The organism is Nocardia barduliensis, from assembly GCF_013315795.1.
Classification (GTDB): Bacteria; Actinomycetota; Actinomycetes; order Mycobacteriales; family Mycobacteriaceae; genus Nocardia; species Nocardia barduliensis.
Map to the genome: position 1 here is coordinate 1 of NZ_JABLTE010000028.1, position 14,784 is coordinate 14,784.

The 14,784-nt window shown below is 69.3% G+C and carries 8 protein-coding genes; 3 read left to right on the forward strand and 5 right to left on the reverse strand.

Annotated elements, in window-relative coordinates; genetic code table 11:
* Positions 1-235 precede the first annotated feature (235 nt).
* Entirely contained in the window at positions 236-676 is a 441-nt protein-coding gene (locus HOV91_RS14415) for a nuclear transport factor 2 family protein (protein WP_174185897.1), read from the forward strand.
* On the opposite strand, the gene HOV91_RS14420 is transcribed toward HOV91_RS14415, so the two are convergent.
* Positions 625-1,758: a DUF6545 domain-containing protein gene (locus tag HOV91_RS14420; protein WP_174185898.1), complete on the reverse strand. Its 1,134-nt coding sequence runs from the start codon at positions 1,756-1,758 to the stop codon at positions 625-627. The two genes, HOV91_RS14415 and HOV91_RS14420, sit on opposite strands and share 52 nt — an antisense overlap.
* 276 nt (positions 1,759-2,034) lie before the next feature.
* Between HOV91_RS14420 and HOV91_RS14425 the strand changes: the two genes are divergently transcribed.
* Both HOV91_RS14425 and HOV91_RS14430 read left to right on the forward strand, forming a co-directional pair.
* The gene (locus HOV91_RS14425; protein WP_174185899.1) at positions 2,035-3,015 is read left to right on the forward strand and encodes an ABC transporter substrate-binding protein; all 981 of its coding nucleotides are present in this window, start codon (positions 2,035-2,037) and stop codon (positions 3,013-3,015) included.
* Positions 3,016-3,028: 13 nt separating this feature from the next.
* Entirely contained in the window at positions 3,029-4,408 is a 1,380-nt protein-coding gene (locus HOV91_RS14430) for a SagB family peptide dehydrogenase (RefSeq protein WP_174185900.1), read from the forward strand.
* Here HOV91_RS14430 and HOV91_RS14435 read toward each other — a convergent pair.
* The 4 genes from HOV91_RS14435 to HOV91_RS14455 all read right to left on the reverse strand — a co-directional run bounded on the left by HOV91_RS14435 (position 4,383) and on the right by HOV91_RS14455 (position 14,783).
* Complete coding sequence (locus HOV91_RS14435) at positions 4,383-5,471, reverse strand: DUF6545 domain-containing protein (protein WP_174185901.1); 1,089 nt, start codon at positions 5,469-5,471, stop codon at positions 4,383-4,385. The two genes, HOV91_RS14430 and HOV91_RS14435, sit on opposite strands and share 26 nt — an antisense overlap.
* 124 nt (positions 5,472-5,595) lie before the next feature.
* Complete coding sequence (locus HOV91_RS14440; RefSeq protein WP_174185902.1) at positions 5,596-9,096, reverse strand: non-ribosomal peptide synthetase; 3,501 nt, start codon at positions 9,094-9,096, stop codon at positions 5,596-5,598.
* A gap of 40 nt (positions 9,097-9,136) precedes the next feature.
* Positions 9,137-13,468, reverse strand: a complete 4,332-nt coding sequence (gene nbtC / locus HOV91_RS14450; RefSeq protein ID WP_438822662.1) for a nocobactin polyketide synthase NbtC — start codon at positions 13,466-13,468, stop codon at positions 9,137-9,139.
* On the reverse strand, positions 13,461-14,783 hold the full coding sequence (locus tag HOV91_RS14455; protein WP_174185903.1) for a beta-ketoacyl [acyl carrier protein] synthase domain-containing protein: 1,323 nt from the start codon (positions 14,781-14,783) through the stop codon (positions 13,461-13,463). The genes nbtC and HOV91_RS14455 overlap by 8 nt, the downstream gene beginning before the upstream one ends.
* Between the last annotated feature and the right edge of the window lies 1 nt (position 14,784).

Below are 14,784 nucleotides of genomic sequence, written 5' to 3' on the forward strand. Positions count from 1 at the left end.
CCCCTCATCCCCACCCAACCAGCCCCTGTGGACAACGTCCCGGGTGTGGATCACTCACCGGCGGTGATGAAATGGCGGTTTGGGCGCGGCCACGATCACCATTCGACTCCCATCACGGCAGCAGGCCATTCGATCGCCACCCGCGCGTGCGACGCGAGCGCGGGAACAGGCGTGCACGCATCGCGAAGTCCAATTGCCGCCGGTCCCGCTCCGGCCGAAAAGCCACACTGGCCGCATGACTTCGTCCACGAGCACATCGATGACCGTGTTGACCGCGATGTACGCCGCGGAAGCGGAATATCTCGCGGCAGGCGGGCCGGGCAACGCCTCGTTCGAACTGCTCGCTCCGTACTTCCATCCTTCGGTGGTGCTCCATCAGGCCGAGCATCTGCCCTACGGCGGAATCTGGCGTGGTCATGAGGGTCTGGAGCGGTTCTTCCGCGCGATGAGCGACACTTGGGAGGTATTCGATCTGCGCGATCAACGCTTCCTCGCGACCGGGGAGACTGCCGTGGTACACACCGAAGTGCACGCACGAGCGCGCGCGACCGGCCGCGAACTCGCCTTCGCGATTCTGCAGACACTCACCTTCGTGGACGGCCGCATCGCCGAGGTGCGGCCCTTCTATTGGGATACCGCCGCGGTGGCGGCCGCGTGTGACGTATCGGCTCCGTAGCCGACCGTCGCTACGGCGTTCGGCCATTCGCGCGCCAATCGGATCAAGAACTCCAAATCCGCGGCCCGATCGCGTTTCTGAGCGTGTGCCTCGCCATGAGCGGAGGTATTCGCCGCGGGCGCGCTGCCGTGACGCTTCGCCTGGACGGCCCGCGCCACTCGGAGTGCGTATGCGCGCACCTGGTTCTCGGTCGGACCGACGGGGCCGCGCTGATGAGCGTCGGTCGCGTACAGCTTCAGGTGCAGCAGCGCGTCCCAGATCTCGACGGTCATCCGGTAGAGCAGCGAGGCGGAATCTCGCGGTGCGGCGGGGTCGTCGAGCAGGACGACTTCCGGCACCGCGGTGGTCAATTCGCGCCACAGCGGGCGCAGGCGCCGGCAGATACGGCCGGTGCGGTCCCAGCCTGCTCGCGCCACCAGCACAGTGACCAGCGGTATCGCGGTCAGCAGCGTGATGGCGGCCAACATGAGGAAGGCCACCACGGCCCACACGGTGCCGGGTTGGCTCGGTGGCGTCCCGACGAGTGCTCGAATGAGCAGAATCGGCCATGAGATCGTCCAATAGATCGCGAACGCCAGTAACAGGGCGTAAGTGAACTTCTCCCTCGCCGGGGAGCCAGGGACGCGCAGTTCACGGACGCAAGCACGACCGAAAAGCAGGCCTGAAAAGCATCCGGGCAACGCCGACGCGGCCCAGACGACTTCCACGCAGTCGATGCGGAACATGCTGTGCGCGATCGGTGCGCCGATGATCAGCAACGCGGCGACGGCAACCGCTACCGAATCGTATCGGCGCTGGCGCTCTCGCGCTCCCGTCGCGTCGGCGCTGTCGAGAAGCCGAGCCAGCCCGTAGAAACCCGAAAGCGCCATCATGCTCAATCCCAGGTAGAGACACTGAGCGAAATATGGCTGACCCAGCGCTGCCGTAATTTGGTACAGCAGAACCCCGCCCAGGTCCCAGCCCCAGATGCGGTTGATCAGCCGGTCGGAGGTCGTCTCGTTGACCAAGAGCCACCGCCCGATCATCATGGGCAGGACGAAGACTACGACCGCGATGACCAACGAGACCGGTGCAGAGTCCACCGGGGCGACTGTAGATTCCCGGACCCGCGCGCGGCCACCGCGAACCGCTTCGATCGGCCGGATCAGGCGCGGGCACTGCGGCCGTCGACACACCCGGACCAGCGATCTCCGCGGCCTCGGCCAGTTCTGCCGAGTTCGCCCGAGGGGCCGGGCAACTCCCTGAGCACAAGGGACGTCGGCCAGCTCGAGTAGATAGGTTAGCCTTGGCTGACTTATTCTGAGTCGGGCTCCGTGGAGCCGGATCGAGGGCGTTCCTCGACGAAGGAGGGTGCAACGATGAAGGCTGTTCGGAACCGGCGCGGGTTGGCGCGCACGGCGGTTGCGGCACTGGCGGGCGCGCTCGCACTGGGCCTGGCGGGGTGCGGGTCGAGCGCCGACAACGGTGGTTCCGGCGGCGAGTCGGTCACGATCACCCATGCCAGGGGCGAGACCACTGTCGAGGGCACCCCGAAGAAGATCGTCGCCCTCGGCAACCAATGGCTCGACACCACCTTGGCGCTCGATACCGTCCCGGTCGGCTACATCGACAATGTCGCCATCGCCTCGAAGTCGGTCCCGCCCTGGCAGCCGGACAAGCTCGGCTCGGCGAAGTCGATCAGCAGCACCGCCGCCATCTCCGAGCAGGTCGCCGCGCTGGAGCCGGACCTGATCCTGGTCGATCCGTTCATCGCGGATCAGAAGACCTACGACGAACTGTCCCGCGTCGCGCCCACCGTGCCCGGTCTGAGCAAGGACACGGTCGGAGCGTGGCAGGACCAGGTCACCACCCTGGGCAAGATCCTCGGTAAGCAGGATGCCGCCGCCAAGGTGATCGCGAGCGTCGACGACAAGATCGCGGGGATCGTCGCGGCCAACCCCGGGCTGAAGGGCAAGACCTTCGCCAGCACCTGGCTGGGCAGCCCCTCCCAGCTGATGGTGCTCACCGACCCCAACGACGGCTCGGCCCGCGTCTTCGGGCAGCTCGGCATGAACATTCCGCGCAATCTGCTCGACCAGCCCTCCACCGGGGGCCGCCTCGCGCTCTCGACCGAACGCATCGATGAGGTCACCGCCGATCTGCTGCTGGCGGGCTACTCCGGGAACATGGACGAAAAGTACCGCCAGCTGCCCGGATACGCCGACCTCCCCGCTGTGAAGAAGGGTTCGGTGGTGTTCTTGACCACCCAGGAGATCACCGCGGTGAACCAGCCGACCGCGCTGTCGGTGCCCTACATCCTCGACAAGCTCACCCCGGCGCTGGCCGTGGTCGCCAAGTAAAGAGCCGCCTGCCGTGCCCACCCTCACCTTCTCCGATCAGACCCGGCTCGCGTTGCGGGCGGGGGCAACCTGCCTGACCACGCCCGCCGGTGCGGTGCTGCTCAATCCTCCGCACAAGGAGAAACTCACCGGCCTGGCGAAAGGACAACTGCTCGCGCTCAAGACCCTCAACCGGGGACCGGCGACCGTGGCCGAACTGTCCCGGGCCGCGGATGGCGACGACGTCGCCGAGCTGATGCAACGGCTGGCCGCGGAGGGCTGGCTGGCCGTGACCGTCCGCGACGGCGGCCGCGACCTCTACAGCGTGCATCCGTTCGGCCGCCCGCGCCCGCAGCTCGACAGCAGGCCGGCGTGGTCGGCGACGCTGTCGAAGTTCGCTGTGCTGCATCGTGATCCGGACGGGTTCGTGCTCGAGCATCCGCTGTCGTGGTGCGACGTGCGCATCCACGATCCGCGGCTGCTCGCGTTGCTCGACGGGCCCGGCGCGGCCGACAGCACCCTGCCGATCGCGGTGAAGACGCAGTTCGCCGACGATCTGTTCCGCTGTGGATTCCTCGTCGCCGACCCCGACGCCGAGGAGCGCGCGTTCACCACCCGCAGCTGGAGTGCGCCGGACCTGTGGTTCCATCGGCGCAGCACCCTCGGGGAACGCACCGTCACGTGGGAGCATTTCGGTCCGACCAAATGGGCGAAGGGCCAGTTCTCCCAGCCGCCCGCCCGCAAGGCGGCCTATCCGGGCGAGCCGGTCACGCTGCCTACACCCGACCTCGCCGCGCTCCGCGAGACGGACCCACCGCTGACCGCGGTGCTCGAGGACCGGGTCTCCACCCGCGCCTTCGACGACGCCGCCCCGATCACCGTGACGCAGCTGGGTGAGCTGCTGTATCGCACCGCCCGCACCAGGAGCACCCGCTCGGAGGTCGAGGGCGAGGAACTGGTGTCGAAGCCCTACCCCAGCGGGGGCAGCGTCTACGAACTCGAGCTGTATCCGGTGGTACGCAATGTCGCGGGGCTCGCGCCGGGCATGTACCACTACGACTCGGTCGAGCACGTGCTGCGTCCGGTGGCCGCCGCCGACAGTCCGGCGGTGGCGAAATTGGTGAAGTCCACCTCGGCAACGCTGTCCGACGGCGCCGAACCGCAGGTGCTCCTCGTCATGGGCGCGCGCTCCGGACGGGTGATGTGGACCTACGAGCAGGTCTCCTACGCCGTCATCCTCAAACACGTCGGCGTGCTGATGCAGACGATCTACCTGGCGGCGACCGCCATGGGTCTTGGCGCGTGCGCCCAGGGGTTCGGCGACACCGCGGCGTTCGTGACCGCCGCCGGGGTCGACGAACTCGAGGAATGCAGCGTCGGCAGCGTCATCATCGGCTCCCCTGCGCGGCGCTGACCCGCGCCGACCGGTCGGCGGCGCGATAGGCGCGTTTCGCCTTCGGCCACCGGGCCGCCATATCCAGTAGGTACCGCAGTTCGAGGTCGTGGCTGGCGGTGACGTCCGTGCCCGAGGCGGCGACGAGTCCGGCTTCCGCCGCGTGGACCATACGCAGTGTGTGGCTGCGGATGTCGTCGGATGGATAGTCGGACGCATGCCTGCGCAGTTGCAGCAGCGCGTCGCGTATCTCGATCGCCATCCGGTAGCGGCGCAGCGCCGGGCCGCGGCGGTAGGCGTCGTCGACCAGCACGATATGCGGGACCACGGCGGTCAGGTCGGCCCACAGCGGTTGCAGTGTCCGGCAATCGCGGCTGTCGCGATCCCATCCCAGCCGGACCAGCAGCATGCGCACCAGCGGAATCGCCAGCAACGCCGTGATGATGGCGAAGAAGGCGAATCCGCTCAGCGACCACACTTCGCCCTGATCGGTCGGCGAGACCCCCATGAGGCTTCGCACGAGCACGAGTACCGCGTAACAGATCCAGAAGGCGCCCACGCCCATCAAGGCGACGTAGGTGGCCCGCTGGGCGATCGCTGTCTGGGCGGAACGGATCTCGCCGATCCCCGCGCGGATCAGCAGGAAACCCGCCATGGCCAGCGGCAGGCAGCTCGCGCCGGCGCTGAAGGCGTACCACCGCGACGAGGTCTCGGCCGGCAGCAGGTCAAGGGCGATCGCCACATCGATCAGCACGGTGATCGCCGCCGCCGCCACCGCGATCAGGTCGTATCGGCGCTGCCGCCGATGAGCGTCGCGCGGATCCGCGCCCGCCAGTAGTCGTGCGACGCCGTACACACTGCCCGCGGTCAGGAATCCGATCATCGCGCCCAAGTGCGTGACGACCGTCGGGGCGGCGAATCGAAGCGACACGACCGCCAGGAGCATGCCGATCCCCGCGCACGCCAACGCCCGGTTGATCAGGCGATCGGTCACGCTGTCCCGGACGAATATCCAGCGCAGGACCGCCACGAGAACGGCGAGACACGTGACCGCCACCGTCGGAACCAGCGGTACCGCTGTCATTTCCGCGGAACCCCGTCGGCGGCGGTCCCGATGTCGTCGTGCACGGCCGGATCGTTCACGGATCGAACGATAGGGGCCGACCGGCGACTCGGCCACTCGCCCTTCGCCACCGGCCGCCCCGCCCTCACGCCTGGGCCAGGATCTCCTCGTCGCTCATCGCCGCGACCTCTAGATAGAGGCGGGCGACCGCGGACAGCCGCTTCGGTAGGCCACGAGCCGCTTCCCGTTCGGTGAGTCGCTCGGCCAAGCCCGCCACGGTTCGCGTCGCGAAGACGTCGGCTACCAGCGCGTGGTCGGTCTCCAGCCATTCCCGCACCCGCGCGATGACGGTGGTGGCCAGCACCGAGTCACCGCCGAGACCGAAGAAATCGTCGTGCACTCCGACGGCGTCCACACCGAGGACCCCGGCCACGATATCGGCGAGGGCGGCCTCGACATCGTTGCGCGGTGCGCTGTTCTCGACCTCTCCCGCGCCGGGTTCGAGCAGCGCGACCACCGCCCGCCGGTCCAACTTGCCGTTCCCGGTCAGCGGCATCCGCTCCAGGAACTCGACTCGGGTCGGAATCATGTAGGCGGGCAGCAGATCCGCGACGGCGGCGGTGATGTCGCCGATGCCGTCCCGCTCACCCGCGACGGCCGCCACCAGTTTGGGCGCGCCCGCACCGACCACCGCCGCCACGGCATGACGCACGCCGGGCACCGTGCGCAACGCGCTCTCCACCTCGCCGAGTTCGACCCGATAGCCCCGGATCTGCACCTGATGGTCGGCGCGACCGAGGAATTCGATGGTCCCGTCCGGCCAGTACCGAGCCATATCGCCGGTCTTGTACCACCGGATGCCCTCGTATTCCACGAATCGCTCGGCGGTGCGTTCCGGGTCGTTCCGGTAGCCCGCCGCGACGTTCGCCCCGCCGACCCAGAATTCACCGGGCACCCAGTCGGGACAGTCCCGGCCCGCCGGTGAGACCACGCGGCATCGGACATTGCGCAGCGGAACGCCGAACGGCACCGTCGCCCACTCCGCCGGCGGCTCCCCCACCACCTCGCAGATGGTGTTGTGGATCGAGGTCTCGGTGGCCCCGCCCAATCCGGAGAAGCGGCAGCCCGGTACCTGCGCGGCCAGCCTGCGCGCCAGATCGGCGCCGACCCAGTCGCCACCGAGGGTGACCGCACGCAACGAATCGCCGAGCTGATCGCCGCCGATCTCCAGGATCATGTCCAGCATGCTCGGCACACAGTTGAGGATCGAGACCCGGTGCCTGCGAAGCAGATCCACCCAGGTCGTGGCCTCGGCCCGTTGCTCGGCGTCGACCGCGACCACCGAGCCGCCCACCGAGAACATGCCGAAGATGTCGTAGACCGACGCGTCGAACTCCAAGGCCGACAACGCCAGGACACGATCGCCGCTACCGACCTCGAACCACTCGTTGACCGCGTCGATGGTGTTCATCGCGCCTCGGTGCGGCACGTCGACGCCTTTGGGCACACCGGTGGATCCGGAGGTGAAGATCACGTAGGCGATCGCTTCGGTGTCCGGGAGGATCGGCGCGGCCAGCGGGGCCGGATACTCACGCGCCGCATCGATGCCGACGCACGGGATCGGCAGACCCATGTCAGCGCCGGGAACGGTCACCGCCGCGACGATCGCACCGGTCCGCAGGATTTCGGCACGCCTGCCGACCGGCTGATCGAAACCGATGGGCACGTAGGTCGCGCCTGCGGCCAGCACACCGAGCACCGCGAGGATCTGATCCGGCCCCTTCGGCAGCTGGACCGCTACGGCGTCGCCGGGCCGCACCCCCTCACGGTGCAGCGCACCGGCGACGGCGAGCGCGTGCGCCGCGAGTTCCCCGTAGCTCCATCCGCCGGTCTGCGCGCCGAGGCCCCACACGACCGCCGGGGCGGTGGGATTCGCGGCGGCGTGGTCGAAGAAGCCTTGGTGCAGGCAGCGGCCACTGACCGGCCCATCGGTGGCGTTGACCGCCGCGCGCACCTCGGCCTGGGCGACCGGCAGCCGCACGGCCGCCTCGGCATTCCAGCCCGCGTCGCCCTCGCCGAGGCGGCCGATGGCCTGGGTGTAGCGGGCGAACATGGCGTCGATCATGCCCGGCGGGAAGGCCGACTCACGGACGTCCCAGTTGAGCAGCAGCCCGCCGCGCACCTCGGTGACCTGCGCGTCCAGCAGTACCTGCGGGCCCTGCGAGATGATCCACACCGGCTCGCCGAAGGTTTCGGTCACCCGGTCGGCGAACAGCTCACCCAGATTCAGCGCGCTGGTGTACACCACGGGCGCCAGCACCGGCTCGCCGCGGTGCCTGCCCAAATCGCGCAGCACCTCGAGCCCGGAATAGGCGGTGTGCGCGCCGCTCTCGTGCATGCTGCGTTGCAGGGCGCGGGCCCGGTCGGCCACCGACATGTTCTCGGTGACGTCCACCTCCAGCATGATCGACGAGGTGAAATCACCGATCACCCGGTCGATTTCCGGATGCACCGGTTCGCGATGGAACAGCGGGACATTCAGCAGGAACCGGCTCTGCGCCGACCAGCCCCCGATGGTTTCGGCGAAGACCGCCGCCAGCGCCATGGCCGGAGTGATCCCGCGCTGATGGGCCGCGGCGAACAGGCGCTGTTTGGCCTCCGGCGCGAGCCAGTGGTCATAGCGCACGGTGCGGTGCGGCTCTCCGCGCTCTCCGACCGGCACGGTGGGAAGCTCCGGCGCGCCGGGCAGTTCCGGCAACCGCTGCTGCCACCACTGCCGGTCGCGCGCACGGTCGGCGGTGTCCTCCTGCCGCTCGGTGCGGTAGCGCCGATAGGTGTAACCGGGAGCTGGCACGGTCGCACCGTGGTAGAGCTCGGCGAGTTCGCAGATCAGCACCCGGTAGCTCATCGCGTCACCGGCCAGCATGTCGACGTCGAGATGCAGGCGGGTGCTGTGCTCGTCGCGCAGGGTGAGCGTGATGTCGATGACCTGACCGTCCTCGATGGCCAGGCGCTGATGGGTCTTCCGGTCACGCAATTCGGTCAGCGCGGCTTCGGCCGCTTCCGGCTCGTGCGAGCGCAGGTCGACCACCGCGAAGACCGGCCTGCCCGGCTCGGGCATGGTCTGCTGAGTGCCGTCGGGCAGGAACCGGGTGCGCAGCATCGGGTGCGCCGCGACCAGATCGGCCACCGCGCGCTCGAGCCGCGCGGGATCGATCCGGCCACCGTCGAATTCGACGTACAGGTGGGCCGCGACGCCGCCGAGTTCCTGCTCGTCGGACCGGCCGATCCAGTAGGCGTGCTGCATGGTGGCCAGCGGGAACGGCGCGTCGTCGGCATCCGGCTCGGCGGAGGCGGGTTCGGCGGCCCGCTCCACCTGCGGGCCGCCTTCCTCCGCACCGAGCAGACCATGCCACGCTTCCACCGTCGGGCTGGCCGCGAGCTGGGCGAAGTTGATGTCGGCGCCGCGTTTGCGCCAGCCACCGGCCAGCTTCATCGTGCGGATGGAGTCGAGCCCCAACTGGATGAGATCGTCGTGATCGGCGATGTCGCCGGTGGCGACTCCGAGCTGGCCGGCCACCGCGGCCCTGATCTCTTCCCTGCTGATGCCGACCCTGCCGTCGCCCGGCCGCTGTGCCGACTCCATTCCGCTGTCACTCCTTGCCTGATCCGACATGATCGGTCCGTCACCCCCGGCCGCGTACGGCGAGGAACACTCGCTGGTCGAGCTGGGCGACCGGGTGGTCGCCCTCGGGCAGGACCAGCTCGGGTGTGAGACCCGCCGCGACCAGTTGATCCCGCCATTCGTGCTCGGTCAGGAAGATCCGGTCGGTGCCCGCGCGCACGTCGGTCAGGCCGGCGTGCGGCTGACCCTCGCGCGGTGACATCAGGAAGTGCACGGAGGTCAGCTGCTCGCAGTGCGCGTGGCAGGTCTCGATGATCACCACCGCGCCACCGGGATTCAGCAGGTCGTGCAGCTGCCCGAGGGTCACGGCGATGTCGTAGGCGTTGTGCAGCACGTTCGCGGCGATCACGATGTCGTAGCGCGGTTGCTTCCCCAGATCCGCGTTCATGTCGACGATGCCGTACCGCATCCACGGATAGTCGGCGAACCGTCGCTTCGCGGCCTCGAGGAAGAAGGTGGACACGTCGGTGAAGTGGTACTCCACCGGCAGTCCGGACAGCGCCGCCGTCACGTCGTCGGTGGTGCCGCCGATGCCCGCGCCCAGTTCCAGCACACGCACCGGCGACCGGTCGCCGCGCAGGCCGTCGACCAGATCGGCGACCGCCCGGCCCGCCGCCAGGTTCAGGTAGCGGCTGCTGAGGTTGTCCCGGTAGGCGGCCTCGGCCGTGGTCATGTCGCCGTTGGGGAACAGCAGTTCCTGGACGCGCATGCTGTCCTGGGCGAGTTCGGTCAGGTGGTCGTCGGAGGCTTGCAGGAAGGTCGCGAGCGCTCGCGGATACCCCAGGTCCGCGCAGACCTCGATCAGACTCGGCCTGGCCGGGGCCTGCACCGGCCGCACGTACCGATAGCCGTGGTCCACATCGCCCTCGACACAGCCGTTCGCGGCCAGGGCCTGTAACCACTGCCGCAGCAGCCACCGGTGCCGCGGAGCGAACCGCATGCGTGTGGCGATGTCGTCCACGGCGCGGATCTCGGTAGCGGACAGCACCGGTTCCAGCGCTGTCAGCATGGCGCGCAGTCCGAACAGATCCATATCGTGACGCGCGGACCGGAAGCGTTCGGCGTCGAAATCATTCGGTACGGCGTGCTGGGCGGCCTCTTTCGCCCGGGCGACACGATCGGCCGCACTCGCCATCGCACCGGAGGGCAGACTCCGCACCGCCGGCGCCGACCGCGTCGGTGGCGCCACCTCGGTGCCGCCCCTTTGCGGCGCGGCGGCTCCCGCCTCGGCTCCGATGAGCCGGACCACGTCGTCGAGCGAGGCGCCGCCGATGAGATCGGCCACCGGCACGTCGGCGCGGAATTCGCTCTTGACGCGCCTGCGCAGTTCCAGAGCTTGCAGGGAGTCCAGGCCGAGGGCGACCAGCGACCTGGTCCGGTCGATCGTGTCCACGTCGTCGGCGCCGATGATCTCGGCGAGCAGCCGCGCCATGCGGCCCGGCACGTCGGCGCTCGCCACCGACGGATTGGTCACGCCTGCGCCGGGGTCCGCGACCGCGATCGTGGCGGGGGCGGCGACCTCCACCGGCGTCCGCAGCTCGGCGAGGACAGGTCCGTACCCGAAGGCGCCGAGCACGGTGCGCCCGCGATCCCAGTCGAAGGCGGCGACGACCGCGTTGCCGCGCAGGCCACCGAGGCCGAGTGCGATCGCATCCGGCGACGCCATGGGGAGGTAACCGACCTCGGCCAGTTTCGCGAGGTCGGCGTGGCCCTGGCCCGTGAAGACGTCCCACTGGCCCCACTGCACCGACGCGCACCGCAGACCGCCCGCGGCCAGGCGCCGCGCGATCGCGTCGACCATCCGGTTGGCCGCGGCGTACACGACCGTGCCGCGTCCGCCGAGCGTGGCGGCGAGGGATGAGCACAGGACGATCTCGCAGTCGTCGGCCTTGGTCAAAGCGTCGAGGACATGCCCGATGCCCGCGACCTTCCCGGACAAGGCTTGTTCGACCTGCGCGTGGCTGATCTCGGTGAGCTCGAGTTCGCCGATCACCGTGTTGTCCGCCGCCGCGTGGACGACGAGATGCGCGGGTGTGTCGCGAAGCCGGTCGGCCAGCCGCGCGACGGACGCGCGGTCCCCGATATCGCAGGACAGGACGGTGATCTCGGCCTGCCCCAGCGCGCGGATGGCGCGCAGGCGCCGCGTGACCGCTTCCGTCTCGCCCGAGCGGCTCACCAGCGTCACCCGCCGCGCTCCGGCGCGCACCACGTGCTCGCAGAACTCCAGCCCGAGACTGCCGGTGCCACCGGTGATGACGACGTTCTCCGGCTTCGACGGTCCGCGCAGCAGCGCGGAGCGGTCGGCTTCGACGAGGCGCTTGGCGTACAGATTGCCCTCGCGCAGCGCGAGTTCGGGCTCCTCGGCCGTGTGCAGCGCGGTGACTATCGACGGTACCGCCTGCGCATTCGCCTGATCGGCAGCGAGATCCAGGTGCCGGAAGGCGACGCCGGGGTATTCCGGACTCGCCGAACGGAACCCCGCGCTCGCGGCCGCGTGGACCGGATGCGGCGGCGCGTCACCGGGGACGACCGCCTCACCGGCGACGGTGAGCAGCCAGTACTCGGTCACTCCCGCATCGGGCTTGGACCACCAGCGCCGCCCGCCGAGGAACTCCGCGACCTCGGCGATCGCGGCGGAACCGTCCAGCTCGGGAAGAGCGGGCAGCAGCACCACGACGGTGTCCAGATCGCCCTCGCCGCTACCCGCGCCGATATCGAGCAGTCGTCCGCCCAACCCCTGCCGAGTCGCGTAATCCACTAGAGCGGCAGCGAGATCGGCGCACTGCCCGGTGTGATCGACGATGCCGAGCGCGCGTGGCGCGGTCATCGATCGCCGCACCAACCGGACCCACTCTTCCACCAGCAGTTGCGGTTTCGGGGCGGTCTCCGACACGGCGACCGGTTCCGGACGGGCGGGGGCACTGCGCGTGGCGGACCTGGCGTGTCCGGCGGTGACGTCGTGGGGTAGCCACAGCGTCATCTCGTTCATCCGCACATTCGGGAAGTCCGCCAGCGGCAGCCGAGCCGGGGCGTCGGAGTCGACCCGCAGGCTCTCCCAGCGGTAGTTCAGGTCGTTGACCGCGAGAACCGCGAGATTCCTGGTGAATTCGCTCAGATCGGTTGCCGTGCGGCTCGACGTCCCGCGCACCGTAGTGGCGCGATCGGACGCGAATTCGGCGAGGTTCTCCTCGACGGCCAGCTGCAATGTCGGGTGTTCGGCGAGTTCGACGAAGGTGTCGACCTCCCGCTCGACCGCGGCCGCTACGGCGCGGTCGAAGCGGACCGGGTTGCGCAGATTCCAGAACCAGTACTCGTCGACCGGCAGGTCGGAGGTGATCGCATCACCGAGCGTCGCGCCGAGACAGGCGATCTCCGAGTCGAGGAAGCGGGCATTGTCCAGCCTGCTGTGCACGGCGTCGCGGATCACGTCGCGGAACTCGTTGAGCAGACTGGTGTGCGCGGGGTAGCGGACCCGGATCACCCGGGCGAACCGGCCGCGTTCGGCGAGCACGTCCACGACCGCCTGCACGGTGTCCCGGTCACCGGAGATCCCCACCATGCGGGGCGAGTTCACCACCGAGACCTGCGCCCACCCGGACCGACGCGCCAGCACGTCCTCGCACTCGTCGCGGTCGGCCGCGGCAACCGCCATGGCGTAGCGGTCGGAGGCGATCTGGTCGACGGCCCGCGCCCTGGTACCGACGACGACGATCGCGTCGGCGAGGGTCATCGTCCCGGACAGGTAGGCGGCGGCGATCTCCCCTTGGCTGTGCCCGATCGTGACGTCGGGCTCGATGCCGACCGAGCGCCACAGCGCGCCGAGACCGACCATCTGCATGAACAGCGCGGGCTGGACGATTCTGGCGTTGTCGTCGGCTTCGGCGTCGGCGTCGAGCAGGTAGGGCAGCGGAGATTCGCCGAACAGGTCACGGAAGATCGCGTCGCAGCGATCGACCTCGGCGCGGAACGCCTGCACCCGGTCGTAGAAGAGTTTGCCCATGCCCGGGCGCTGGCTGCCCTGGCCGGGGAGCACATAGGCGAGCTTGCGCGCCGCGGCGGGCTCGGCGGTGGCGACCACGGCCGGGTGGTCGTATCCGTCGCGCACCGCCGTCAGCGCCGCGTCGAGATCGTCGCGGCCGGTCACCATCAGCAGGGCGCGGTGCCGCCGCGCGACCCGCGTGCGCAACAGCATGTCCGCCACACGCTCGGCGGTGACGGCGGGGCGATCCGAGACGTAGGAGAGGATGGAGGCGGCTTCTTCGCGCAGCGTAGCGGGCGTATCCGCGGACAGGAGAACCGGAATGGACCCGTCGGGCAGTCGATAGCTAGACATCGTCGTTCTCCTCGTGAACGGGCATCGCGATGATCGCGTGCGCGTTGGAACCCCCCGCACCGAACGAGGACACCGCCCCGTAGCGGACGCCGTTCTTCGGTTCCCATGGCTGTAGCTCGGTGGCCAGGCGCAGACTCGACCGGTCCCAATCCACCCGGCTGGTGGGCTTGTCGGCGAACAGGGTCGCCGGGATTCGTCCGTGCCTGCCCGCGAGGAGCAGCTTGATCAGGCCCAGCATTCCCGCGGCGGCCTGCGCGTGACCGGCGTTGGATTTCACCGAACCGAGCAGTGGTCCGGAACCCGCGGCGCCGTAGGTGTTCTGGAGTGCGCGCAGTTCGACGGGATCGCCCGCGCGGGTGGCGGTGCCGTGTCCCTCGATCATGCCCACGTCGGCCGGGTCGATACCCGACTTCGCGATGGTCTTGCGGATCAGCCGTTCCTGAGCGTCGGTGCGCGGCACCAGGATCGGCTTTCCCTTGCCGTTGTGGTTGTGGTTGGAGGCGAGCAGGCGGCCGTAGACGCGATGCCCGAGTCGCCGTGCGCGCGATTCGCGTTCGACGATGACTATGCCCGCGCCCTCGCCCCACAGCGTGCCGGTGGCGTCATCGGAGTAGGACCGGCAGTGACCATCGGTCGACAGCGCGTTCTGCTTGGCGAATTCGTAGAACGCCATCGGTGACCCCATGACGCACACCGCACCGGCCAGCGCCCATTCGCAATCCCCGTCGCGCACCGCGGCCGCGGCGAGATGAACCGCGGTCAGCGAGGAGGCGCACGCGGCGTCGACGGTCATCGACGGCCCGGTCAGGCCGAAGCAATGCGACACGCGCCCAGCGACACTCAGCAATCCATAACCGATGGTCCGGACTCCGCTGTATTCGTTGACCTCCGAAGCCCGCGGGCCGTATTCCATCGGCGAGCAGCCGATGAAACATCCGGCGTCCTCGCCGCCGAGCGCACCCGGATTCAAACCCGTATTCTCCAGCGCCCGCCATGCGACGCGCAGTGCGACTCGCTGCTGTGGATCCGTCGCGATCGCCTCCCGCTGGCCGATGCCGAAGAAGGCGGGGTCGAATTCCGCTGCGTCGTCGAGGAATCCGCCCGCATCGCAGACGTTGCTCCAGCCGTCGAGTTGCGATAACGACAGCAAATCCTCGATCGGCCAGCCGCGGTCGCGCGGAAACCGTCCGACCAATTCCTTCGACGCTTCCAGCGCGGACCAGAACGATCCGGGACTGTCGATTCCGCCCGGCGCCTCGACGGCCATTCCGGAAATGACGATGTGATCGACGTCCTGCGCCGTTGCTGATGTCACC

Coding starts and splice junctions, on each gene's coding strand:
- nbtC (WP_438822662.1), bottom strand. CDS start 13,468: ATGTCTAGCTATCGACTGCCCGACGGGTCCATTCCGGTTCTCCTGTCC.
- HOV91_RS14425 (WP_174185899.1), top strand. CDS start 2,035: ATGAAGGCTGTTCGGAACCGGCGCGGGTTGGCGCGCACGGCGGTTGCG.
- HOV91_RS14440 (WP_174185902.1), bottom strand. CDS start 9,096: ATGGAGTCGGCACAGCGGCCGGGCGACGGCAGGGTCGGCATCAGCAGG.
- HOV91_RS14415 (WP_174185897.1), top strand. CDS start 236: ATGACTTCGTCCACGAGCACATCGATGACCGTGTTGACCGCGATGTAC.
- HOV91_RS14435 (WP_174185901.1), bottom strand. CDS start 5,471: ATGACAGCGGTACCGCTGGTTCCGACGGTGGCGGTCACGTGTCTCGCC.